The organism is Chryseobacterium sp. CY350, from assembly GCF_027945075.1.
Taxonomy (GTDB): domain Bacteria; phylum Bacteroidota; class Bacteroidia; order Flavobacteriales; family Weeksellaceae; genus Chryseobacterium.
The window spans coordinates 1,366,287-1,390,342 of the sequence record NZ_CP116034.1; the positions used below are offsets into that span (position 1 = coordinate 1,366,287).

19 protein-coding genes are annotated in these 24,056 nt (G+C 35.7%); 7 read left to right on the top strand and 12 right to left on the bottom strand.

All coding sequences use genetic code 11. The features are described from left to right. Positions 1-53: 53 nt before the first annotated feature. The 3 genes from PGH12_RS06195 to PGH12_RS06205 form a co-directional block, all read right to left on the bottom strand. A complete protein-coding gene (locus tag PGH12_RS06195) occupies positions 54-1,565 on the bottom strand; it encodes an acyl-CoA dehydrogenase family protein (protein WP_267597300.1) in 1,512 nt (503 codons plus the stop codon). 282 nt (positions 1,566-1,847) lie between these two features. After that, positions 1,848-2,111 (bottom strand): SemiSWEET transporter, encoded by a 264-nt coding sequence (locus tag PGH12_RS06200; protein ID WP_267597301.1) that lies wholly within the window; start codon positions 2,109-2,111, stop codon positions 1,848-1,850. Between the two features lie 25 nt (positions 2,112-2,136). Then, complete coding sequence (locus PGH12_RS06205) at positions 2,137-2,451, bottom strand: hypothetical protein (RefSeq protein ID WP_267597302.1); 315 nt, start codon at positions 2,449-2,451, stop codon at positions 2,137-2,139. 235 nt (positions 2,452-2,686) lie between these two features. Here PGH12_RS06205 and PGH12_RS06210 point away from each other — a divergent pair, with 235 nt between their 5' ends. Beyond that, positions 2,687-3,280, top strand: a complete 594-nt coding sequence (locus tag PGH12_RS06210) for a YciE/YciF ferroxidase family protein (RefSeq protein ID WP_267597303.1) — start codon at positions 2,687-2,689, stop codon at positions 3,278-3,280. A gap of 70 nt (positions 3,281-3,350) precedes the next feature. Here PGH12_RS06210 and PGH12_RS06215 read toward each other — a convergent pair whose 3' ends face one another. The 6 genes from PGH12_RS06215 to PGH12_RS06240 all read right to left on the bottom strand — a co-directional run bounded on the left by PGH12_RS06215 (position 3,351) and on the right by PGH12_RS06240 (position 11,296). After that, positions 3,351-3,854 carry a CinA family protein gene (locus PGH12_RS06215; RefSeq protein ID WP_267597304.1) on the bottom strand — a complete coding sequence of 168 codons (504 nt, stop codon included), beginning with the start codon at positions 3,852-3,854 and terminating at the stop codon, positions 3,351-3,353. Positions 3,855-3,994: 140 nt separating this feature from the next. Continuing rightward, entirely contained in the window at positions 3,995-6,142 is a 2,148-nt protein-coding gene (locus tag PGH12_RS06220; RefSeq protein WP_267597305.1) for a catalase, read from the bottom strand. 288 nt (positions 6,143-6,430) lie between these two features. Beyond that, positions 6,431-6,643 (bottom strand): hypothetical protein, encoded by a 213-nt coding sequence (locus PGH12_RS06225; protein WP_267597306.1) that lies wholly within the window; start codon positions 6,641-6,643, stop codon positions 6,431-6,433. Positions 6,644-6,795: 152 nt separating this feature from the next. After that, positions 6,796-7,248, bottom strand: coding sequence for a PA2169 family four-helix-bundle protein (locus PGH12_RS06230; protein ID WP_267597307.1), 453 nt, complete (start codon positions 7,246-7,248; stop codon positions 6,796-6,798). 299 nt (positions 7,249-7,547) lie between these two features. Next, complete coding sequence (locus PGH12_RS06235) at positions 7,548-9,080, bottom strand: carbon-nitrogen hydrolase family protein (protein WP_267597308.1); 1,533 nt, start codon at positions 9,078-9,080, stop codon at positions 7,548-7,550. A 488-nt stretch (positions 9,081-9,568) separates the two neighbouring features. After that, positions 9,569-11,296: a helix-turn-helix domain-containing protein gene (locus tag PGH12_RS06240; protein ID WP_267597309.1), complete on the bottom strand. Its 1,728-nt coding sequence runs from the start codon at positions 11,294-11,296 to the stop codon at positions 9,569-9,571. Positions 11,297-11,528: 232 nt separating this feature from the next. Between PGH12_RS06240 and PGH12_RS06245 the strand changes: the two genes are divergently transcribed. After that, the gene (locus PGH12_RS06245) at positions 11,529-11,798 is read left to right on the top strand and encodes a hypothetical protein (protein WP_267597310.1); all 270 of its coding nucleotides are present in this window, start codon (positions 11,529-11,531) and stop codon (positions 11,796-11,798) included. A gap of 282 nt (positions 11,799-12,080) precedes the next feature. Here PGH12_RS06245 and PGH12_RS06250 read toward each other — a convergent pair whose 3' ends face one another. Continuing rightward, positions 12,081-17,345, bottom strand: coding sequence for a GEVED domain-containing protein (locus tag PGH12_RS06250; RefSeq protein ID WP_267597311.1), 5,265 nt, complete (start codon positions 17,343-17,345; stop codon positions 12,081-12,083). Between the two features lie 415 nt (positions 17,346-17,760). On the opposite strand from PGH12_RS06250, the gene PGH12_RS06255 reads away from it, so the two are divergent. The 3 genes from PGH12_RS06255 to PGH12_RS06265 all read left to right on the top strand — a co-directional run bounded on the left by PGH12_RS06255 (position 17,761) and on the right by PGH12_RS06265 (position 20,137). After that, complete coding sequence (locus PGH12_RS06255) at positions 17,761-18,765, top strand: aldo/keto reductase (RefSeq protein ID WP_267597312.1); 1,005 nt, start codon at positions 17,761-17,763, stop codon at positions 18,763-18,765. Positions 18,766-18,780: 15 nt separating this feature from the next. Beyond that, the gene (locus PGH12_RS06260; protein ID WP_267597313.1) at positions 18,781-19,677 is read left to right on the top strand and encodes a helix-turn-helix domain-containing protein; all 897 of its coding nucleotides are present in this window, start codon (positions 18,781-18,783) and stop codon (positions 19,675-19,677) included. A gap of 127 nt (positions 19,678-19,804) precedes the next feature. Next, entirely contained in the window at positions 19,805-20,137 is a 333-nt protein-coding gene (locus PGH12_RS06265) for a hypothetical protein (protein ID WP_267597314.1), read from the top strand. Here PGH12_RS06265 and PGH12_RS06270 read toward each other — a convergent pair whose 3' ends face one another. After that, positions 20,138-21,430: a cryptochrome/photolyase family protein gene (locus PGH12_RS06270; RefSeq protein ID WP_267597315.1), complete on the bottom strand. Its 1,293-nt coding sequence runs from the start codon at positions 21,428-21,430 to the stop codon at positions 20,138-20,140. 154 nt (positions 21,431-21,584) lie between these two features. Here PGH12_RS06270 and PGH12_RS06275 point away from each other — a divergent pair, with 154 nt between their 5' ends. Beyond that, positions 21,585-22,043, top strand: a complete 459-nt coding sequence (locus PGH12_RS06275) for a PA2169 family four-helix-bundle protein (RefSeq protein ID WP_267597316.1) — start codon at positions 21,585-21,587, stop codon at positions 22,041-22,043. 190 nt (positions 22,044-22,233) lie between these two features. Then, positions 22,234-23,289, top strand: coding sequence for a 3-oxoacyl-ACP synthase III family protein (locus PGH12_RS06280; RefSeq protein WP_267597317.1), 1,056 nt, complete (start codon positions 22,234-22,236; stop codon positions 23,287-23,289). 54 nt (positions 23,290-23,343) lie between these two features. Here the strand turns inward: PGH12_RS06280 and PGH12_RS06285 are convergent, their stop codons facing one another. Then, on the bottom strand, positions 23,344-24,027 hold the full coding sequence (locus tag PGH12_RS06285; protein ID WP_267597318.1) for a phosphatase PAP2 family protein: 684 nt from the start codon (positions 24,025-24,027) through the stop codon (positions 23,344-23,346). Positions 24,028-24,056 lie beyond the last annotated feature (29 nt).

The following is a 24,056-nucleotide window of genomic DNA, read 5'->3' on the forward strand; positions in this document are numbered from 1 at the left end:
AAAAAATCTCCGCAGAAAATCCTGCGGAGACCTATTTTAAAATGTTTTTTAGATTAAACTAAGAGCATCCAATTGCTGTTTTCAGAATAATCATCCAAAGGTTTAAGATCCTGATGATGATTCATTGATGCAAGAAGGGTAACAATTTCCTGTCTTGTCATTTCCACAGAATTGTCTACAAGTTTTTGGTTGAAACCTGCATTATTCAGTTCTAAAAGATCATTTACCGTAATAATTCTGGCGACAACTTTCCCAAGATCAATCATTTTTCTTTGAGAGATTGCTGTAGTTATTGTGAAGTCTAAATTCTGCGTGTATAATTTAGCAGCATTTTCGCTTAATACATTCTGCTGAAGATATTCTCCCAAATTATCGAGTTTTTTCTTCTTCATATCTTTCAAAATCCCTTCTGAAATCTGCGTGTACAACATTTCGTTTGAACCTTCAAAAATCTGAAACGGACGGCTGTCCATAATTCCTCTTCCACCGATATGGCTCATTCTATAGCCTTTTCCACCACATAGCTGTACCAAAATCTGAGCAGCTTCCTGCATCATGTCGGTCACCAGAGCTTTCATTGAATTTGCGTGTACACCTTCGGAAGAAAGATTATAATCAATCCCGCTGATCTTAGAACTTTTGGCACACATTGCTGAACAAAGCGTAAAAAATGATTCTAATCTTGTCAATTGATATTGCACCTGATCAAGAGCGTACAGATTTGAATTTCCTACAATTCTGCTTCTGGTATGTTGCAAAGCCTCATCAAGCATTCTTTTCAGAAAGCCCATTCCCATTCCCGGAAACTGAAATCTGCTTCTGTGAAGAATATCAAGCATCATTTTCAGACCAGTAGATTCCGGAATAAGTTTGTTTTCCTGAGGAACTTTAATATCGATTTTATTTAATCCGTATGGGATCATATATAATCCCGGATTGTCATAATATTCTAAAACTTCAATATTTTGCTGCCGTTGATGAGTGTCTGCAATAAAAAAGTCTACATCTCTTGAAAGACTTCCTTCAGCGTTTGCACTTCTGGACGTGATTAGCCAATAGTTTGCAAGACCGGTAAGACCTTGCCAGTGTTTTGTACCTTTAATATCATATGAATCTCCATTTTGTACATTTTGCGTTTTCATATTTAAAGCATCGCTACCAAAATCTGGCTCAGTGATCATTAAACCACCCATTGCGCCGTAATTTAAAAAATGCTTGAAAATATCTTCCTTAATAGCTTCATTACCATATTTTGCCAAAGGCTCTAAAAATAATGCGATGTTAATCCCAAAAGTTAAAGACAACGGCAGAGATTCGTAAGATGCAGCCGATAAAATCCCCAAACATTCTTTCACTTTCAATCCTCTTCCTCCAAATTCTGTCGGTACAGCAACAGATAAAGGCTTAAGATTCATAATTTCTTTCCATACGTTCGGCGGCAAACCCCTTTGAAGGCTAAGCTCGTCGATATTTTCTCTCTGAAAAAGGTCGTGTAATGAAGTTTTAAAATGATCAAGAAACTCGGAGTACGTTTCTCCGGATATCTTGTTAGAAGATTCAATCATACAATATAAATATTTTCTGTACGCCATTGATACAGCGGTATTACAAAATGAAGCGAATGGCACAATAAGCTCTTATATAAGCTGCTTCATAAAATATGTGAGCAAGATACAAATTTTCACACTTGTTATCATTCTAAAAAATCAAATTTGACAAATTATTAACGTAACATTATGATTTTTGCATAAAAACCATTATACCAATCAGATTTTAAACATATAACCAAACAAACAACATGCTAATTAGAATAATTCTTTATAAAGTGTAATAATTTTGATAAAGTATTACTTACTTTTCTTTCTGAATGTAATAAAACATATCAGAAGAGTTACATTCACGAGAACAGCAAATGCATTTGATACAATAATTGGCAATTCGTTACGAATAATCCCATACCAAACCCACAGAGAAAGTCCGGTAATTAACACCATAATCATCACCCACGATAAGTCCTCGACATTCTTTTTCCTGATTACTTTGATCAATTGCGGAATCATCGCAACGGAAGTAAGAACGCCTGCGACAATTCCCAATATATTTTCATCCATATTATCAATTATTTAAGCATACATTTTATCTATGCCTGTTTCCTCGCTGGTGATATTCTACATTTTTTGGTCTTGCTTCGTAATGATTGGCTGTATTTTCCCCGTGAAAATTATTGACCTGAGATCTATTATCCGGATTTGGAGTTTCATAATGGAAATCTTTACCGTTCCTGTAAAATTTGCCATCAACAGTTTTATAAATCTGATTTTCTTTGTAAGTATTTCCGTCTGGTGCGGTAAATGTTTTTTTGTTTTGATTTCTTTTCCTTCTTTTTTGATTTAAAAGAAACAATGCGCCTCCCGCCACAAATGCCAACGCTATTTTTGCTGTCTTATTCATAAACTTTTATTTATATGAATTTAACAAAAGCCCTGCCAATGAAAGAGAATTCATTAATTATAAAGAATTTTTGATGCATTTACTTTAAAAAATGTTTACCGCCGTAAATGTTTCTTTTAGACAACAATATATTTTTTGTAAATCTTAATCAAATCGGCTTAAACAAAGGTTATTTTAACAATTTGGTCTTATAATTGAATATTAATAAATATCAAAAATCATAAAATAAATAAATATGGCTACTAAAACAGCAACACCAAAAAAAACAACTTCAGTAAAGAAAACAACGGCTCCGAAAAAGTCCGCATCAAAAACAGCAGATAAAACATCTGCAAAGAGTGATGCTGCATCAGATTTAAGAGATTTTTTCGAAGACGCAATGAAAGACATTTACTGGGCAGAAAAAGCATTAGCTAAAGCTCTTCCAAAGATGGAAAAAAATGCTACTCACCCCGATCTGAAAAAAGCAATCTCTAATCATCTTGCCGAAACCGAAAATCATATTAAGAGATTAGAAGACTGTTTTAAATCGTTAGGATTGAAACCGGAAGCTAAAAAATGTGATGCAATGCAGGGACTTTTAGATGAAGGAAAAGGAATTATGGAAGAAACAAAAGCAGGTGCAATACGTGACGTAGGAATTATTGCAGCTTCTCAAAAAGTAGAACATTACGAAATCGCAACCTACGGAAGTCTTGCAGCTTACGCAAAAGTTCTGAAGGAGAAAACATGCCTTAGTAACTTTCTAGCGACACTAAAAGAAGAGAAAAACTGTGACAAGTTGCTTACTCAAATCGCTGATACGGCATTGAACAGCAAGGCTAAATAAAAATTATTCAAATTAAATAAAAAAAATTCCTCAATACTATTGAGGAATTTTTTATTGGTAAAATTTAACGTTAGTTGTTTAGAATCAGAAGATTATTCAGTTCGCTCTTGAAGCATCCTAAGATAAATTCTGCGTAATAAAGCTGTGCATTCAATGCTTGAGTTTTTGGGTGAAGTTCAAGTTTTTTTGAAACAATTATTTCACCTTTATAAGCAATTGAATAATGTGCAAAGACACTGTAAATAGAGTTTCTCACTGGCGTGCAATATCCTGTCGTTGCAATTGACCAGTCGCTTTCAAACATTTTTGCGACATTGAGAGCCATTGTTTCTGCAATATTTTCTGACACGCAGTCACACACTTCAGCTTCATTCTCATCCACATTTAGCAGACGTACTTTTTCGGGCAATGCATAAGCCGTCATTCCGCCCTTATAAAACATAGATGCATTCGGCATCTGTGAAAAAGCTAGCTGCAGCATTCCTGAAGTTACACTTTCAGCAACAGAAATTGTTTCGTTACTGGTAATCAGACATTCACTGATATAATCGAGAGTTTTTTGTTGAAATTCCATAATAGTAAAATTTATTGGAATATAATTTCAAAATCTGCAATTTCAGTAGAACTGATTTCGATATTCAGAAAAAAATCTAAAACCGAATAATTGCTTTCATAATTATTATATTGATTTGGTTAAAAAAACAATATCTAATTCTATGCCATTGAGTTACGATCTTTCTCTAGATCCCAAACTCTGTGAGCAGCCACGGCAGAAATAAATTGTTCATCAGAAGAATTGTCTCCTGAAGTCTGAATAATTGCACGATCTTTATGAGTCTTTTTTGCAATATTCGTCACTTTATAGATCTCATCAGTATCTTTCCCAAAATAGATCGCCTTACAGTGTTTGTAAGCTTCATTGATGAATTCCGCAACGATTGGTTTGATATCAGGCTTCGTCAGTTGCTCCACAGACTTTTCGCCCGGACAGATATAAAGCGCATCGAAACTCACACTTGCAACACTGGAAATAGAATGATCTGGTACGAAAGTCGTTTGATCATCTGCATTTACAGGCGCAACACTTGTTCCAATAATCTGCACCACTGCGCCTTTACTTTCAAGTTTACTTTTCAGAGATTTTACAGCCTGAGTATTTACACCATTTGCCATTACAAAACCAATGATTCGGCTCTCAATAGTGTCTTTTACGGTATTTTCCATGCTCAAAGCTTCAGAAAATTTTGTAGATGGTTCTCTTTCCTCACTTTGAAGACTTGAAGGATCGGCATCTGCTGGAATACTTCCGTTCGGTTTGTCTAATTTTTTCACCTCAACACCCAATTTTTCCGCAACATTTGCAGCTAATTCTTTATTAATAAAATTAAGTTGACCCACTACTCTTTCTCGGATTTCCGGAATGGTAACTTTCGAAAGCTCAAAAATTAATGCGTTTTGAAGATGTTCTTTTTCCGGTGTAGACTGGCTATTGAAAAATAATTTAGCCTGAGAATAATGATCGACAAAACTTTCACTTCTCGCTCTCACTTTGTGACCATCTACTCTTTCATTGTGAGAAGCAAAACCGCCATCTTTCATCATTGCCTGAAACGGACAACCGCCACCGATAGAATTTGGCTCATAGCTCACTTTGCCTTTTACGATCTGCTGTCTCATATGACCGTCACGCTGATTATTATGTACAGTATTAACAGATCTGTTGATTGGAATCTCGTGGAAATTTGGTGAGCCTAATCTTGATAATTGAGTATCTGTGTAAGAAAATAGCCTTCCCTGAAGCAACGGATCATTAGAAAAATCAATTCCTGGAACCAAATGTCCCGGGTGGAATGCAACCTGCTCTGTTTCAGCAAAGAAATTATCCGGATTTCTGTTTAAAGTTAATGTCCCTACCAACTGCACAGGCACAAGCTCTTCAGGAACTATTTTTGTAGGATCAAGGAGATCAAAGTCAAAGTCGTGTTCATTTTCTTCCGGAATGATCTGCACTCCGAAATCCCATTCAGGGAATGCGCCTTTCTCGATAGATTCCCAAAGATCTCTTCTGTGAAAATCCGGATCGGTACCCGATATTTTTTGAGCTTCAGTCCATGCAACAGAATGCACCCCCAATTTTGGTTTAAAATGGAATTTTACAAAGTGCACCGCTCCTTCACTATTGATAAATTTAAATGAATGAACACCAAAACCTTCCATCATTCGGTAACTTCTCGGGATCGCGCGATCACTCATCGCCCACATAATCATGTGCATACTTTCTGGCATTAATGAGATAAAATCCCAAAAAGTATCATGAGCAGAAGCCGCCTGCGGAATCGCGTTATCAGGTTCCGGTTTTACGGCATGCACCAAATCCGGAAACTTCATCGCATCCTGAATAAAAAATACAGGAATATTGTTTCCTACCAAATCGTAATTCCCTTCATCGGTATAAAATTTTACGGCAAATCCCCGAACGTCTCTCGCTAAGTCTGTACTTCCTGCACTTCCCGCAACCGTAGAAAATCTGACAAAAACGGGAGTTTCTTTTCCTACTTCATTTAAAAACTTTGCTTTTGTATATTTTGCCAAACTTTTATTCAGCTTAAAAACACCATGCGCACCAGAACCTCTGGCATGAACTATTCTCTCAGGAATTCTTTCGTGGTCGAAATGAGTAATTTTTTCTCTCAGGATAAAATCCTCCAGAAGTGTAGCTCCTCTTTCATCAGTTTTTAAAGAATCCTGATTATTGTTAATCTTAAGTCCTTGATTGGTCGTCAGTTTTTCATTGCTATTGTCTGTCGTGTGATCCTGAAGCTGATCAATTTTGTCATTATTAGTGACTTCTTTGTTTTCCATATTATTTAAGTGGTTTGTTATATATGATTTGATTAAATATTTATTTAAGCTGAATATTAAGCTTTCATCTATCGTAAAGTGTTATTTAAATGATTAATAGGAAAATTTACATTGAAATTTTCATCATGTGATTTTCTACTGCAGAAACATACACATGAATATTAAACTTTATAGCATGTATGTTGAAGTGTAAGCAAAACAGTTTATTGCTCAATACATTGTAATTAATGATACCAGTTATTTATGGGATTACCTATGACTCATATAAAATTTTAAACTGATGAAAATTTATCTTGATGTTCCGGTAGAATCTGTTTTTACAGAAGCTGTATCTGATGTAGGGGCCGCAACTAAAGTATCTATAGGATCTGGAGTTGGAACCGAATGTTCGCGGTTCGGCGTTGTAATAGAATCTGTCTCTGTGGAAGCGTTACTCGCCTCTTTCTTACAACTTAGCAGCAAAAAACCGATCGTTAATGCTGATGAGATTAGTAATTTCATAATATTTCTTTGGTGTGTTATCAAATTTACAAATTACTTCCATAAATTTTTTATGATTTGAATCACAACAAAATGCTGGTTCACTGAATTTGTAAGTCCTGTCATCTATTTTTTCATTAAAATGATCGCAATGACCCTAACTGCGATCATATTTATTGATTTAATTTTTCCAGATTTTCAAATTTTTTATAGGACGCTTTTAGATGATGCAATTGATCAAGAACTTTTCTGGAAACTTCATCAGTGAGATCACCGCTATCTAAAGCATCCTGATAGGCTTTTATTGCCGCATCTTCTCCAAATACTACATTTTCTAAGGTAGATTTTTCCTTATCTCCCGTAAAAGAATTTTTGAGGTCGATCCATGCTCTGTGAATTGCTCCTGCTGTGGTAACAGTATCTTCTGCAATTCCTCCATTTTGTCTGATCATTCCTATTAATTCAGATTTAATATCTTGCGATGCGGAAAGCATTCTGTCGAAATCGGGTTTAAGATGAGAATAACTGTTCCAGAGCTGATCTTCAACTTTTAAAAAACCTTCTATTCTGTCATTGGTAATCTTTAGTAAATCATTGAGCACTTCAACTGTTTTTTTGTTTTCCATAATCAAATTTAGTTTGATTACTGAATTTGCAATATTTGTGCCTTATAAACGGTGTGAAATTTTTTAAAAATTATTTAACATAATATAATTTTAGGCACAACTTTTGAATCAATTGTTAACATGAAATAAAATTGACACCAACTACACATCATATTAACAATGAAAATCCCCCAACTTTACGATTGGGGGATTTTTTATTTAAGTATTTAAAGGAAATGTATTTTTAAATATTTCTTTTTAGATAATAATTAAAGAAGAATTACCTTAGATTATTTTTAACTTTAATTGATTTAAATATTTTACATTAAATTTTCCTGATTTTCAGGTTTCTCTTTCAAATTTGTCTCGTAAAGATCTTTTCTTCTGTCATTCAGAATCTGAACCGAACCGTGATAATGCAGATCCTTTAACAGGTTTAAATCAACATCAACAATTAAAGTCATTTCTGTATTAGGAGTTGCTTCCCCTTTTACTGCATTCGACGGGAAAGCAAAATCTGACGGTGTAAAAACTGCAGCCTGCCCAAACTGGATATCCATATTATTTACACCCGGCAAATTACCCACACATCCTGCAATCGCAACATAACACTCATTTTCAATAGCTCTTGCAGCAGCGCAATGACGCACTCTCATGTAGGCATTTTGCGTATCGGTAAGATAAGGCACAAATAAAATTTTCATCCCCTGGTCAGCCAGAAGTCTTGGTAATTCCGGAAACTCTACGTCGTAGCATATAACGAGACCTATTTTTCCGCAATCGGTATCAAACACTTTTATTTCATTTCCGCCTTTCATTCCGTAATACTTTCTTTCGTTGGGCGTAATATGAATTTTTCGATATTCATCAATTCGGCCGTCACGATGAAGAAGATAACTCACATTGTACAAATCATTATTTTCAAATACGGGCATACTTCCCGAAATAATATTGACATTATAACTGATTGCCAGATCCGAAATTTTTGCTTTGATTTCGTCAGTGATTTTTGCCAGCTCGATCATACTGTCGCGTTCAGAAAGATTATTAAAAGGCGCGAGTAAAGGCGTATTGAACAACTCTGGAAACAAGACAAAATCTGATTTGTAATCTCCCATTACATTCACAAAAAATTCTACCTGCTCATAAAATGCATTGATATCTTTGAAATGCCTCATCTGCCACTGCACCAAACCAAGACGAATCGTACTGTCCTGCATCGTATTAGGTTTCTTACTGTAATAAATATTGTTCCACTGCAGTAAAACGGCGTTTTCTCGTGAACCTTCGTCTTCCGGAAGGTATTTTTTTAACACTCTTATCGGTAAAAAATTATTTGAAAGCTGAAAAGAAAGTACAGGATCATAAATCTCTTTGTCTCTGACTCTTCGAATGTATTCTCTAGGCGAAATTTCATGACTGTATTTATGATAATCTGGAATTCTTCCTCCTAAAATAATGGATTTTAAATTTAATTGTTCGCAAAGTTCTTTTCTTGCATCATACAACCTTCTTCCCAATCTTAGTTCGCGATAGATAGGATCTACAAAAATTTCTATCCCGTACAAAACATTTCCCGTAGAAGAATGGGTATTGAATGTGTAATTTCCTGTAATATCACTATAGGTATGCTCGTCATCAAACTCCTCGTAATTGACAACGATTGACAGCGCAACTGCAGCAATTTTTCCGTCGACAGTTATGCAAATCTGACCGGCTTGAAAAATTTTGGTAAGTTTTAAAATGCTCTTTTTGGACCAGACATATTCTGACATTTTAGGATATGCTCGGCGCATTGCGGAGACCAGCTCATCATAATCATCAATATTCAGTGTTCTTGTATCTATCTGCATATTTTTATTTTTACTAAAGTTACGCAAATTGTAGGAATGCCTAAATTAATTATGATTTTTTAGGGATTAAAAGTAATATAAATTTCAAAAATTACAGAGAAATTTAGTTTGAATTTGATATTTAAAAATTATTAGAGAAACCATATTTGTACTTTGATGAAAATTTATAGTCTAATTTTTAAACCACTGATTATCAATACTTTAAATATTGATATTTGAGTTAAAATTTATAAATTATTACGTAAATATTTATAAATGCAAACCACAAACCTTTGTGAGTAAGATGAAAAGTCTATACTTTAGCACTATAATAATTGAGGGACAATTAAAAAACGTAAACTCAATTATAATTTAAATTAAAACATTCATCATTATCACATTAAAATATATTGTTTCATCACTTAGTTTCTATTAGTAGTATGCCAGAATTTTTCAATTCTGGCATCTACTTTTTATATACTTTAGGAAATGATTTGTGAAATGTGAAACTATTCTCCGCCCTCCACTTCTTTGATTCTTTTTTTAATAAAATCTACCGGGCGAATTCCATTGATTTCAAGGAAAATATTAGAAAAACTCTGACGGTTACTAAAACCTGATGCTGAGGCAATATGCTCAATAGAATATTTTCTCCACTCTCGGTTGTGATAGATCTTCTGCGTGGCATAATGAATTCTTAATTGATTAATGTAAACGCTGAAATTACTTCCTTTGTATTCATTAATCACTTGCGAAAGATAAGAAGTGTTTGTTTTAAAGTTTTCTGCAAGCTTTTTTAGGGTTAAACCTTTTTCAAGAAACTTTTCATTGGCTTCAAAATTACTAATGTCATTCAACAGCTTTTCTACAATGTTCTGATCTAGTTTTACATTTTTCGACTGATCAAATTTCAATGGTTCCGGCTCTGTTTCCTGAGACTTCTCGTCTTCAATTTTCACCAGCAGCTCATTGTATTTTTGCTGAATCTGTTTCTGCTTGCGTACTCTGTAAAACATCATACATGCGAGCAATATGATAACCAATCCTGAGACCGACAATAAAACGATTCCAAACGAATTTGTTTTCTCCAGGCTCTCTTTAACCTCTAAAAGTTGTTTGGTATCGTAATCCTTATATATACGTGTCGCGAGATATTTAAAATCTGATGAAATCACACTATCCACTTTGAGAAGCTGATTGGTGTAATAGAGTTCATTTTCCGGACTGTTTTTTTTCTTGTAATATCTTATGAGCTCTTCATAATTTCTACGAAGCTCCGGAAGAATAAATTTATGTTTATTGAATATAGAATCGACCTTTTTGTAGTTTTCTACGCCCAATTCCTGCTTACCTAATTTCGTAAAGCTTTGTCCTTTATAAAAATATACATAGGATATCCAGGTAAAATCATTAACTTTTTTGAGACCGGGTAAAGACTGATCAAAATCAGCAATGGCATCAGAGTATTTCTTATCATAATAGTCGTAAACTCCTTTACTTTTCTTAAAATAACTGTATTCAAGAATAAAATCTTTTGTCTGTGGTGTTGAGGCTGAAGCAATATCTAGCAGCTTTTTAACCTCATCCTTTTTTCCTAATGCCTGATAGCAGATAATTGCCTGATGCAAAGAATTGAGGTAACCTTTTGTATTATTATAAATTACATTCTCATGCAGATCACCTTTAATATTGATTTGGAAAAATGCAATACATTCTTTAAATATTTTTAATGCCTCATCATAATATCCCAAATAGCTTTTTACAACACCAATATGATAAAGATTTTGGTATTTTGGTAATTCGTCTTTAGAATTTTCCAGATATTCATAAGCTGTTAAATATTCATTTAAAGCCAACTGAAATTTTCTGTGATTAAAATAGTAGATTGCACCCTTGCTTAGATAACCATCACCAATAAGATCTCTGTTTCCAGATTGTTTTGCAGCAGCTATCGCACTGTCAGCATACTGCATCTTTTGATTTTCTGAAAACAGAATAGCGTCCTTATATGCCTGAAACAATTCAGAATACTCTTTTTCTGATTTAGCGTAAGAAATATATTGATTGAGATACACGAAAGCACGTTTATCATTTTCTTCATATTCCCAATACTTTTTCCTGAATTGTTCGTAAGCCGGATCTTTAGAATTGCCCTGAGAAAATAATGTTGACGCAAAGAGACATAAGCACAATTGTAGCAGCCTTTTTATCAATACATATCTTTCTTTAAAAATCATGATCAAAAATAAACAAATTCATCTATAACCACAATGATCATCAGTAAATAATTAGTAACAGCATCATTTTCGTATATTACCCTTGATTACAGATGCTTAAAAAGCGATTTACGTAAATATATATAAATTTTTACATGAATCTTTATAAATAATTATATTATTAACTTGCATATTGAACATCTCATTAATATCTTTGTATAAAATTGAATTCTAACATTTAAATCTTGTAAACATGATACAGAAGTATTTTTTTATTGCAATAATATTAGCTAGTGTTGTAGTTGTCTCTTGTCGTCAGGATGATGAAAGTAGCCCTGAAAAAGAAGACATCAGTCTTTTATCTACTGATGAAAATTTGATGCAAAGACCAGATTCAATATCTGTCAGCATCGATCCTAATGAACCTCCTAAAAATGGAACACATTATAGAATCGATTCATTAGGTATAAATGAAGATATAACAAATCCTCCTAAAAATGGAACTCATTATAGAGGTAGATAATTAATACTTTAATAAGTATAGGAACAAAAAGCAGAACTACTAATAGTTTTGCTTTTTTTATTATATATTCTGTAATAAATATAACAATGTAAATTTCAATAGGCTCATCAAACCGTTTTATCATTCAAAATAATCACTAACATTATCCTCACTTCCAGCTAGACTTCACCAATAGAACATCAAGATTTGATTAATAAAATTCTTTTAGGAGAATATCAAGTTTATCGTACAAAAAATAAGCTCTCATTCCTGAGAGCTTATTCTAATTTATTAAATTAACTATTACTGTTTGATAAATTTCTTCTGTACTGTACCTTTTACATCTTCAATATCAATGATATAGAGACCATTAATAAGGCTGGTAACATCTATTTTATTATTCATAATCAGTCCGGTAGAAATTAGGCGACCAGATGAGCTGTAAATTTTGTAATTTGCTTTTTCACTAATGTTCTTCACATTTAGTTCTGAACTAACAGGATTCGGGTAGATAAGAATATCACTTTGATTTACTGAATTTACTACAGGCACTTTTGAAATCTTAACTGTATAATCCTCAACTTCGCCGTCATTAAAATTACTGCAATTCACAGGAATTCCATCTTTCTGCATTGCAACTCGCATCACTACATATTTATAGTCTGTCATACTTACAAACGCATCAGCAGGCACAGTGAATGTTGCACTTGCCGTAGGATTTGCATTTGGTCCGTCGGCAAGTATTCTTTCATCGATATCAAAGTATCCATTTCTGTTAAAATCAATCCATACAGCAACTCCGGCATTGGCACCATTGGCTAATGTTTTGTCTATTATAATTGAATTTCCAACAGAACCCTGAATCATTTCAATATATTTTGTCGGGTCAGCTGTAAAATTAGAATAATTTGAACCATTTGATTCATTGATCATTTCTGGCTTATTAGTTGGCTTAGCTGTAACTTTTGATATGAACTCTGTTGTTGAATTATTCGACGAAACCTGACAATAAATTACAGTAGGAGTTGTAAAATAATAAAGCGGAGTAAAGTTGCCGGAGTTTCCGCTGCAAACATTTGAAACCTGCATCTCGTATTTTGTTAATTCCAATAATCCGGTGATGGTAAATGTATTTGTGCTTACATTAGTAGTCGTCCAGCTCGGAATTCCCACCTTTCGATATCTCAAAATATAATTACCTGTAGCGCCAGTACCTGTAAAAGCATCCCAAACTACTTCAGCACTTGTAGGCGTCAAGTTGGTAATCGTTAAACCTGGTGGTGCGATTTCGCAAATCCTCACCGTTGTAAATACTTGGGTATTTGACCAGGTATTTGGCGTGGTCTCGCCGACACATTGGTTAGCAACCTGCACTTCATAAGAAACGTAAGAATTTAATCCTGTAATGGTATACGAATTTGATGGTGGTTGCGGTATTGCAGGCGTATTCCAAGGAATTGTTCCTTCGGCTCTCCACCTTAAAACATAATTTGCATTTGGAACAATTGGATTCCATGTAATGACTGCAGAATTCGAGGTTACGTTTGTAATCGTCACATTCGGCGGCGTAGGATCACATCTTGTTGTAAATGTTTGTACAGTCGTATAATTTCCGGTGCCACTGTTTCCGCAGACCGCGGCAATTCGCACTTCATATTCCGTTGCAGGAATTAATCCTGTAAGCTGAACCGGTGGATTTCCCCCAATCGAAGAAGCATTGATCACAGTCCAGTTTGAAGCAGGGGTTGTAACTGCTCGATACTCTACCACAAAAGAATTATTATTCGCAGCCGAAGTCCAATTAACCGTTGCCGAATTGTGTGTTATCGGATTGATATTTACATTTGTTGGCGTTACGTTACTGCACGGTCTTAATTTCACTGCATAATCCTCCACCTCACCATTTACAGGATCAACACAAATTACAGGTGCACTACCACGTTTCAGAGCTACTCTCATTGTTGTGGTATACGGTCCTGTATATATACCTGTAGAAGGAACATTAAATGTTGCTGTAACGGGAGTTGTGGTACTTGATGCTGATGTCATTATTCTTTCAGAATCTGTGAAAACGCCATCTCTATTCCAGTCGATCCACGCATAAACAGCATCACCATAAGTTGTTCCTACCCAAGCTTTTGATACTGCAATTTGATTTCCAGACGATCCTACCTCTAAATTGATCATTGTTGCCGGAGTCGTATAACTAATATAGTTGGTCTGAAGCGACGTATTATCCATTAAAGGGAAATTAACCGGAGTTACTTTTACATTTGAAATATAATCATTTGTTCCGGTGCCAGTCATACTGCAATACGTCAGCGATGGAGTTGTGAAATTAACCGAAGCGCTAAATGCACCCCAGTTATTTCCGCATTTTGCCTGAATTTGTACCTGATAAGCAGTTTGTTCCAACAGGTTATCAATTGTATAAAAACTTTGTCCTGCAGCAAGTTCTACATATCCTAAAGGCTGCAGCTGCCAAACTCCTGTAGTTCCCTGTCTCCATCTAATTCTATAAGTAGCATTAGCAGTAGGAATCCAAGAGACATACGCTGTAGACGATGTCATATTTGATACCACAGGAATAGGCGCAACGGTGCTACATGGTTGAAGATCAATAAATTTAACGGCATAATCTTCAACTTCGCCATAAGTGTTTCCTGAGCATGCTCCTGCTGCAGCCGCATATGACACTACCACCCTCATTCTGGTCGCGTTCGTCCCGGTATAAGTAACAGCAGGTACACTGAATGTCCCTGAAACCGGACTTGTTGCATTAGATCCGCTTGTATATATTAATTCAGAGGTATCAAAAATTCCATTTCTATCAAAATCTATCCATACGTTGGTGTAGTTGGCATATTGAGTTCCGGACCAGGTTTTTCCTACAGAAATTAAATTATTCTGGGTATTTCTCACTAATGTCAGTTCCAATGCGGGATTTCCGGAAAAATCCGTGTACTGAGACTGCAAAGAAGTATTATTGAGTATTGCGGAACCTACAGGGTTTACAGTAACATTTGAGATCCAGCCATAAGTTGCACTTGTATACTGCGCAGAATGCGGACACCAGGAAACTGAAGGTGTAGTGAATTGTACAGGCACTGAAAAATTACCCTGAACACTGTTACAGATATAAGCAACTCTGAATTCATACTGAACCTGCTCATTTAAACCTGTAAGCGTATATGAACTCACTGTCGGATTGGGAGTTATGGTTGTCCAGACTGCAGCCGGAGTGGTTACCGCTCTCCATTGTACAACATACGTGGCTCCCTGAGCAGGCATCCATGATAAAACAGCACTGACAGGTGTAAGATTTGTCGCTGTTAAATTAGTTGGTGCAGCGTTTGTACAAGGAACAGGATTCACAAATCTTACAGCATAATCTTCAACTTCACCATAAGTGTTACCTGAACAAGCTCCCGCAGCAGATGCATAAGACACGACAACTCGCATTCTGGTTGCATTCGGACCGTTGTAAGTCACAAGAGGCACATTAAAAGTTCCTGAAACCGGAGATGCAGCGCTTGATCCACTAGTGTAAATTAATTCACTTGAATCAAATATTCCGTCTCTGTCGTAATCGATCCAGATATTCGTATAATTCGCATACTGAGTACCAGACCATGTTTTTGCTACAGAAATGATATTATTCTGAGTTCCTCTCACCAAAGTAAGATCCAATGCCGGATTTGTAGAAAAATTCGTGTACTGAGATTGGGCAGAAGTATTATTTAATGGTGTAGAACCTACCGGATTTACAGTTACGTTAGAAATCCAGCCATAGGTTGCGCTTGTATATTGCGCAGCATGAGGACACCAAGAAACTCCCGGTGTAGTAAAGGCAGTCGGAGTCGAAAACGCCCCCGTCGGACCTGTGTTACAAACGGTTGCAATTTCTACTTCATACTGAGTAAATTCCAACAAACCATCAATTGTATATGTATTGGTGAGAGGTGTTGTAAGATTTACTGTCGTCCATGTTCCACCGGGAAGAGACCGATATCTTAAAACATAAGTTGCTCCAGCTGCCGGCGTCCATGAAACATTTGCTGATGTAGCAGAAATATTACTGACTGCAATATTGGTAGGCGGAGTATTCACACACGGAACTAAAGCAGTTCCCACCATCTGTATGATCGGAATTACAGAATATCTGCTTGTAGCAGTAGGTGGCGTTGCAGGATTAGGATTTGTCGTAGAATTATAATACAACATTCCTTTGTTTGTACCTGCAGGATAACTTCCCCAGTTCGCTGTACACGAAGTTCCTGTAGAATTTTCATCGACCGCGATAACAATATTACTCGTTCCATCCCAAAGGAAAGGTGTGGTGAGAGGAATCGTCACCCAGGTTCCTGCCGTCATTGCAGGTAAAGTACCACTGTAGGCCTGTGATAAATCTGAAAAAGGAACCCAGCTTGTAGTGGTAGCAAAGTCAGTCTGGCTCGTATTCCCCATATAAACTACCCACTGATTATAGTTTGCCTGTGTAGTAGCAGTTGTAGAAACGTAAAACTTTATTGAAGTTATATAATTGTTGTTCCCTACAGCTCCTGCAACTTCTGCAGCAGTGTAAATTTGTTGTGAATAATTAAATCCTGAGCAAGAATAAGCCGGTAAATAAGCATGAGTGGCAGTTCCGCCACCAATCTGACCGGGCGTAAAAGGAATCCCTTCTGACCAGAGAGATTTATCTGTAGCCGAACAAACTGATCTTACCCACCAGTAGTAAGTAGTTCCCGAAATCAGCGGAGTTAAATCAGCCGTCGTTCCTGCAGTAAAGGTTCCTGCAGTTCCTGCAACGGGAGGCGTATTTGTTGTAGAATAATAATATTCATATCCGTTTGCGGGAGCCGGAGCCGGAGCAAGAGGAGCAGCCCAGTTGATTGTTCCTGAATTTGGAGTAACGTTTGTGACAGGAAGATTCACTGGCTCAAAACAGGTGGGAGCCTGAATAACCTTTACTTCATCAAGCAAAATGTCATCATAGAAATATCCGTTTCCAAGCACATCTTTATCAACCGTAAATTTTAATTGAACCGTAGCTCCTACATATGAAGCAGCCAACGGAACACCAACAGTTCTCCACTCAGGGTCATTGGTATTGCCTGCCCAAATCTGAACCCAGCCTGAACCGCTGTTTATTTCGAGTTTCAGTTGATTGTGTTCGTAGTTGGGAACAGTTCCTGTGAGAGAGGTAAGGTGATTTTTAAACCATTCAAATTTCACATAAGGATTCGTCAATCCTGTAAGATTGATTTGGGGTGATAGCAACTCTACAGTATGCTCATTGGCATATGGTGAACTTGCATCTACCCAGGCAAAAGTTCCTGCCGGTCGGCCGCCATTTCCGGTTGCACCATATCCTGCTGCTCCGGAAAACCTCCACTTCACGTAGGTACTTGTTGATGTGGTTGTAGGATTTTGACTGATCCAGCAATTGGGAAGTGCTCCGGAACTGAATGACTGTAAAAACGGCACCGCGACGGGCGCGCACTGTGCATATACTTTAGCAATGAAAGCTAAAAAGAAGATTATAGTAAGTAAAACTTTATTCATATTTAAAATTTTCTTAGTGATACATGATTTCTGATTTTGTTAAAGAGATTTATCTTTCGAATGCGAATTACTACGGTATTTCATCATCTGATGACTGACAAAACTTTAAGAAAGTAGATGATTTTATCATAGGCTAGTGAGTTTGGTTCTTTACAAATCTAACAATTTTTAACAACTTGACAATTATTTTAAGTATAAAATAACATATTTTGCATTATTATCAATAAATTGTAATAAAATTGAAAATATGTGGTATTATCAGTGATTTAGTAAACTTCTTTATGAAGCATTTCTCCCTAGGCGATAAGTAGCTCATTCTTTCATTAGCAATCTGGGTTTTGCTTACAAAATTCTTCATTTAGCAAACATTTGATTTTTTATTTCGGCTGACCTTTGTCTTAATAAAATCAACATTATGAACATCGAAATAATACAGTTAGGAAATCAAGGTTTAATGATCCCAAAAATCGGATTGGGATGCATGGGAATGACCGGTTTTGAAGATGCAAATATGTACGGTGAGGCAGACGAAACAGAAGCAATTGCCACAATACACCGATCTTTAGAATTAGGAGGAAACTTTCTGGATACAGCTGATCTCTACGGCCCTTTCAAAAATGAACAGCTGATCGCAAAAGCAGTAGGAAAGAATCGAGAGCAGTACATTATTGCTACAAAATTTGGTTGGGAAATTGACGACAGCAACAAAGTAACCTGGGCCATCAACGGTAGTAAAGATTATGTAAAAAAATCTGTGGAAAGATCTTTAAAAAATTTAAATACAGATTACATTGATCTTTATTATATGCATCGATTAGACAAAAACACTCCGATTGAAGAAACCGTTCAGGCTATGAGCGATCTGGTTCAGGAAGGAAAAATAGGTTACATTGGTTTGTCTGAAGTTTCATCTGAAACAGTGAAAAGAGCACATTCCGTTCATCCTATTACCGCTGTTCAAAGTGAATATTCGCTTTTTGAAAGAACTGCAGAAGAGCGTGGGGTTTTAAAAACTTTACAGGAATTAGGAATTGGCTTTGTAGCGTATTCCCCATTGGGACGCGGATTTTTATCCGGACAGATCAAATCAATTAATGATTTACCCGAAAATGACTTTCGAAGAGCGATCCCTCGTTTTCAGGAAAAATATTTTCATAAAAATATTGAATTGGTGGAAGCAATAGCAAATCTGGCTGAAGAAAAAGAAGTAACCTCATCACAATTGGCTTTAGCATGGATCATGAGCAAAGGAATCGTGCCAATTCCGGGAACCAAACGCAGAAAATATCTCGAACAAAATATTGAATCTGCCAAGATAATATTAACTGAATCTGATCTTCAGAAACTCGAAACTATTGTACCTTTGGGAACCGATACAGGAGCTCCGTACGACGAATTCAGCATGGGACTTTTAGATTAAATAAAAAAATCAGCCATGAATACAATACCTTCAATCTCTGCATTTCATAAATTATTGTCATTAAAAGAACCGAAACATCCTCTGGTGAGCGTGATCAATTTAGCAGAAAGTATTTTTCTGGAAGATGAAGTCTGGAAGGGTTTTACGAATAGATTCTACTGTGTGGCGCTGAAAAGAGATGCGGTCGGAAAAGTGAGATACGGGCAGCAACATTATGATTATGACAAAGGTGTGCTAAGTTTTACCGCTCCCAACCAGGTGCAATATTTAGATTTAAATAATATGGAATGCGGATCTGGTTTTCTGCTGATTTTTCATGAAGATTTTATCCTGAAACATCCACTGGCGGGAACTATTTCAGATTTCGGATTTTTCTCTTATGCCGTGAACGAAGCTCTACATTTATCTGCCGAAGAGGAAGAAGATTTAATTAAAATCATGCTGAAGATCGATAAAGAATGTGAGCATATTGACCGACATACTCAGGAAATTATTTTGTCTCAAATTGATCTGCTTCTAAATTATTCTAAAAGGTTTTATGAAAGACAGTTTATCACGAGAAAGAACAGCAATCATCAGCTTTTGGTGAAGTTTGAAAGCTTTCTTAATGATTATTTCAAGAAAGACGATTCGCTGAAAAACGGTCTACTAACTGTGCAGAATGCTGCCGCAGCCATGAACCTTTCGCCAAGCTATCTGAGTGATCTACTCAGAGTGCATACCGGACAAAATACACAGCAGCATATTCACGATAAACTGATTAGCAAGGCTAAAGAACAACTTTCTATGACCAATTTATCGGTAAGCGAAATTGCATATACATTGGGTTTTGAACATGCACAATCATTCAGCACACTTTTTAAAACCAAAACAAAACAGACACCTCTAGAATATCGAAAATCTTTTAATTAATTTTAAAATGTGAAGTAACTAAAGTAATTTTATTCAGCCAATGCGAAAAAAGTTGTTTATGATAGAGAGTAAAAATGAATGTAATTTTTCATAAATTCGTTTCTGGCTAATCAATTTACTGCTTCACATGAAAATAAAACCGCAATTTACAGCACTTCTCACCTATCTTCCTGCTAAAGACGGCGTAAGAACGACTCCTGTATCATCAGGTTACAGACCAACAATCAAATTCCCTTTTGATCTGGAATTATATACTGGAATTCAGAATTTTATTGATGCAGAACTGGTTTTCCCGGGAGATACCGTTACGGCCGAAATTGCAATTTTAAAATCTGAATATGCTACCGGAAATATATATGAAGGTCTCGATTTTGATTTTTTTGACGGCGAAAATTTAATCGGTCACGGTGTTGTCACGAAAGTAATCAGTCCAACTTCGGAACGCTCTCCTGAAGAGTGATCACTCAGCTTTTTCGAGACCTTCTTTATAAACCTTTAAAGCTCTTTCCCTGGCTGATTTATGTTCCACGATTGGCTTTTCGCTGTAATCTTCGGGCAGCCATTTTTTAATGTATTTTAAATCTTTATCAAATTTTTCGGTTTGCGCTTCCGGACTGAAAACTCTGAAATACGGCGCTGCATCACAACCACAACCTGCTGCCCACTGCCAGTTTCCGTTGTTGGATGACAATTCATAATCCAGAAGTTTTACGGCAAAATAAGCTTCACCCCATCGCCAGTCGATCAACAAATGTTTTGTGAGAAAACTGGCAGTAATCATCCTTACTCTGTTGTGCATAAATCCGGTTTCGTTGAGTTGTCGCATTCCCGCATCAACAATAGGATAACCGGTTTTTCCTTCGCACCATTTTTTAAATTCCTTTTCATCGTTTCTCCATTCGATATTTTCATATTTCTTTTTAAAACATTGATTGACAACGTGGGGAAAATGAAACAAAATTTGCATGAAAAATTCTCGCCAGATCAGCTCGTTAAGCCAAGTTCCGTTATGCTTTAGTGCAAATTCTACGCATTTTCTCACGGAAATTGTACCAAAACGCAAAGCAATCCCTAAGCGTGTTGTATGATCCAGAGCAGGAAAATCTCTTTTTTTGTCGTAAGAATCTACTATTTCCTTTGCTAAAACGGGCTTGATGAATTTAAAATCTGTTTTTTGAAATCCGATTTCTTTCAGGCTGAGAATTTTTTCAGATTTTAAAGGAAGAAAATTAGCGAGATCACACTTGTATTTCTCAATTTTCATTGCATGGAGCTGTTCTTTCCATTTTTTTGAATAGGGAGTATAAACGGTGTAGGGTGAATGATCACTTTTCAATACATCATTTTTTTCAAATATCAACTGATCTTTAAAATCTAAAAATTTAATGTCTTTTGTTTTTAAAAAATCAGCAATCGTTTGATCTCTTACAATTGCCTGTGGCTCATAATCTCGATTACAATACACAGTATCAATATCATACTCGTTGGTTAGCTGTTTAAATATTTCCTCCGGTTTGCCATAAAAGGTTTTTAAAGTACTTTTGTGTTGATGAAGATCATCATTGATTTCACTTAAAACCTGCTGAATATAATCTACTCTTTTATCTGCTTTTTCAGTTAGCTGATCAAGAATATCCTGATCAAAAATAAATATAGGTACCACCTTCAGACCTGAATTTAAAGCTTCAGACAAACCGGCGTTATCTTCAAGTCTTAAATCTCTGCGAAACCAAAAAATATTAATCTTACTCATGTAAAAAATTCAAAATTATGACGTGACAATATACAAATCTTAAACCACGATCATAATCATTATTTAATGCTTAAAAAACAGTTAGATGAAATAAATATGGTACTACACAAGGCATAATTGTTGTATCTGAAGATAATAACCAAAAAAAAATATTATGAACAATGAAAGAAATGCAGAAATTTTAAATGATCTTCTGCACATCACCAATGACCGAATTGCTGGTTTCGAAACAGTAGAAGGTCAGGTTTGGGAATCCTATTCTGATCTTAAAGGAGAATATGACAGAATGATTTCGGAATCAAAAATCATGAAAAACGACCTGATCAATCTTATTCAGGAAGACGGAAAGACAGCCGACGATTCTGCATCAGCGGCGGGAGCAATCCACCGTACCTGGATTGATCTTAAAAACTCTTTTGTAGGCGGAAGCAAAGAAAAATCGACTCTTGAAAATGTAGTTTACGGTGAGCAAAACGCAATTAAAGCTTACGAAGATGTTTTAGCAAGTGGAGAACTGAATACAAAAAGCGCAAAAATTGTCGAAGATCAGCTATATCTTATCCGACAATCGTATACAAAGTTTAAAAACATAGAAGATTATAAGAAAAAGTAATAATTAATGACAAAAATCAATATAGCTTTAAACTACTGATATTCAGCAAGTTTAAATTATACTATGTTTAGAATTTAAAATTTATACATAATAATCTCCTGAAATCATTAATAAGACAGGGAATTATCATAATTTTGAATATTACTCCATAAAAATGACTATCAGTGGGTATGTATTAAAGACATTTATGATGAACATTAAAATAATAGGTTCCGGCAGCTACACACCTGAAAATGTAATGAGAAATGCAGATTTTTCAGATCATGTTTTTCTTAATGAAGAAGGTTTAGCCATAAAATTTCCTGAATCGATCATAGGAAAGTTTAAAGATATTACCGGAATTGAAGAGAGGAGATATGCTGACAATCAACATGTAACATCAGACCTTGCACTCTTTGCTGCTGAAAGGGCTATCGAAGATGCCGGTATCGACCGTGAAACGATTGATTATATCATCGTTGCTCACAATTATGGTGATATTTCAAAGGGAAAAGTGCAATCTGATACTGTACCGAGTATTGCTACACGTGTTAAAAATAAATTACGCATACAAAAACCTTACTGTGTTGCTTACGATCTGCTTTTTGGCTGCCCTGGATGGAACGAAGCAATGATTCATGCAAGTTCATTTGTAAAAGCAGGTATAGCAAAACGCTGTCTTGTCATTGGTGCAGAGACGTTGTCGAGAGTTACAGATCCTTTTGATCGAGATTCTATGATCTACGCCGATGGTGCAGGTGCTGTTATCGTAGAAGCTACAGAAGAAGATAATGGTATTCTTTCGCACGAAAGTGCTACCTATTCTTATGATGAAGCAAATTTTCTGTTTTTCGGAACTTCCTATAATCAGGATGATCAGTCAGACATCCGTTATATCAAAATGAAAGGCAGAAAGATCTATGAATTTGCTCTTACAAAAGTTCCTTTAGCCATGAAGTCTTGTCTTGAAAAAGCCGGAGTGGAGATTAAAGATCTTAAAAAAATCCTTATACACCAGGCAAATGAGAAAATGGACGAAGCCATTATAGAAAGGTTTTACAGCCTCTACGGCTTAGAAGCACCTGTGGATATTATGCCAATGTCTATTCATAAATTTGGAAACAGCAGCGTTGCAACAATACCAACCTTATATGATCTCATTATGAAAGGCGAAATGGATGAGCATTCTTTTAGCAAAGGCGACATAATACTTTTCGCATCTGTAGGAGCAGGTATGAATATCAATGCATTCACTTACAAAGTATAAATTTAACTCAATATTACAATACAAACGCTGTCATACATTTTGTGACAGCGTTTTTTATGCTGAATTTTTGCTTCTTATATATATACTTCCTGAAACCATCACAAAAAGGATTCCCACAATAAACCCGCCGATAACATCTGTAAACCAATGCGCACCGAGATAAATGCGCGACACTGCGCCCAAGATGATCATACCCAAACAAAGAACCGAAGTCAAAATTTTTAGTGATATTTTAAGTATTTTCGAGTAAATAGCTATGATCATGATAGATCCAAAAAATACGGTGTAAAACAAAACGTGACCACTCGGGAAGCTTTGGTAATGAGTCTCTTCCACCACTCTTACAAAATCTACCGTGGGTCTGGGACGATCAATAAGCATTTTTAGGACATAACTTACGCCGCCAGATAAAATACACGACAACAAAAATAAGCCTTCTTTAAAATATTTAAAAATAAAAAAAACAGCTGCAAATGAGAAAACCATAATCGCCGCAACATAAACTGTACCTATCCAACTGAAAGCTTTCATCACAATATCTAAAATCAAATTCTGATCTTCCTGAATCTCTTTGCTAACGGAAAGATCCCAGGCTTGCGGAGAAAATTTGACTACAAAAAGAGTAAGGAGGAGAAATACAATGATAAAAAAAACAGAAAAGCAAAGGAAAAAGGTTTTCTTCCTGTCATTAAAATAGGCAGATAAATTTTTATATATATTTTCGTTTTCAAACTTCATAATAAAATCTTTGTAATAAATACTCTTCT

Excerpts from the sequence above, each read along its gene's own strand:
- PGH12_RS06250 (WP_267597311.1), bottom strand. The coding sequence starts at position 17,345 with ATGAATAAAGTTTTACTTACTATAATCTTCTTTTTAGCTTTCATTGCT.
- PGH12_RS06225 (WP_267597306.1), bottom strand. The coding sequence starts at position 6,643 with ATGAAATTACTAATCTCATCAGCATTAACGATCGGTTTTTTGCTGCTA.
- PGH12_RS06210 (WP_267597303.1), top strand. The coding sequence starts at position 2,687 with ATGGCTACTAAAACAGCAACACCAAAAAAAACAACTTCAGTAAAGAAA.
- PGH12_RS06270 (WP_267597315.1), bottom strand. The coding sequence starts at position 21,430 with ATGAGTAAGATTAATATTTTTTGGTTTCGCAGAGATTTAAGACTTGAA.
- PGH12_RS06230 (WP_267597307.1), bottom strand. The coding sequence starts at position 7,248 with ATGGAAAACAAAAAAACAGTTGAAGTGCTCAATGATTTACTAAAGATT.
- PGH12_RS06220 (WP_267597305.1), bottom strand. The coding sequence starts at position 6,142 with ATGGAAAACAAAGAAGTCACTAATAATGACAAAATTGATCAGCTTCAG.
- PGH12_RS06200 (WP_267597301.1), bottom strand. The coding sequence starts at position 2,111 with ATGGATGAAAATATATTGGGAATTGTCGCAGGCGTTCTTACTTCCGTT.
- PGH12_RS06275 (WP_267597316.1), top strand. The coding sequence starts at position 21,585 with ATGAACAATGAAAGAAATGCAGAAATTTTAAATGATCTTCTGCACATC.
- PGH12_RS06235 (WP_267597308.1), bottom strand. The coding sequence starts at position 9,080 with ATGCAGATAGATACAAGAACACTGAATATTGATGATTATGATGAGCTG.
- PGH12_RS06265 (WP_267597314.1), top strand. The coding sequence starts at position 19,805 with ATGAAAATAAAACCGCAATTTACAGCACTTCTCACCTATCTTCCTGCT.
- PGH12_RS06245 (WP_267597310.1), top strand. The coding sequence starts at position 11,529 with ATGATACAGAAGTATTTTTTTATTGCAATAATATTAGCTAGTGTTGTA.
- PGH12_RS06195 (WP_267597300.1), bottom strand. The coding sequence starts at position 1,565 with ATGATTGAATCTTCTAACAAGATATCCGGAGAAACGTACTCCGAGTTT.
- PGH12_RS06255 (WP_267597312.1), top strand. The coding sequence starts at position 17,761 with ATGAACATCGAAATAATACAGTTAGGAAATCAAGGTTTAATGATCCCA.
- PGH12_RS06285 (WP_267597318.1), bottom strand. The coding sequence starts at position 24,027 with ATGAAGTTTGAAAACGAAAATATATATAAAAATTTATCTGCCTATTTT.
- PGH12_RS06215 (WP_267597304.1), bottom strand. The coding sequence starts at position 3,854 with ATGGAATTTCAACAAAAAACTCTCGATTATATCAGTGAATGTCTGATT.
- PGH12_RS06280 (WP_267597317.1), top strand. The coding sequence starts at position 22,234 with ATGAACATTAAAATAATAGGTTCCGGCAGCTACACACCTGAAAATGTA.
- PGH12_RS06260 (WP_267597313.1), top strand. The coding sequence starts at position 18,781 with ATGAATACAATACCTTCAATCTCTGCATTTCATAAATTATTGTCATTA.
- PGH12_RS06205 (WP_267597302.1), bottom strand. The coding sequence starts at position 2,451 with ATGAATAAGACAGCAAAAATAGCGTTGGCATTTGTGGCGGGAGGCGCA.
- PGH12_RS06240 (WP_267597309.1), bottom strand. The coding sequence starts at position 11,296 with ATGATTTTTAAAGAAAGATATGTATTGATAAAAAGGCTGCTACAATTG.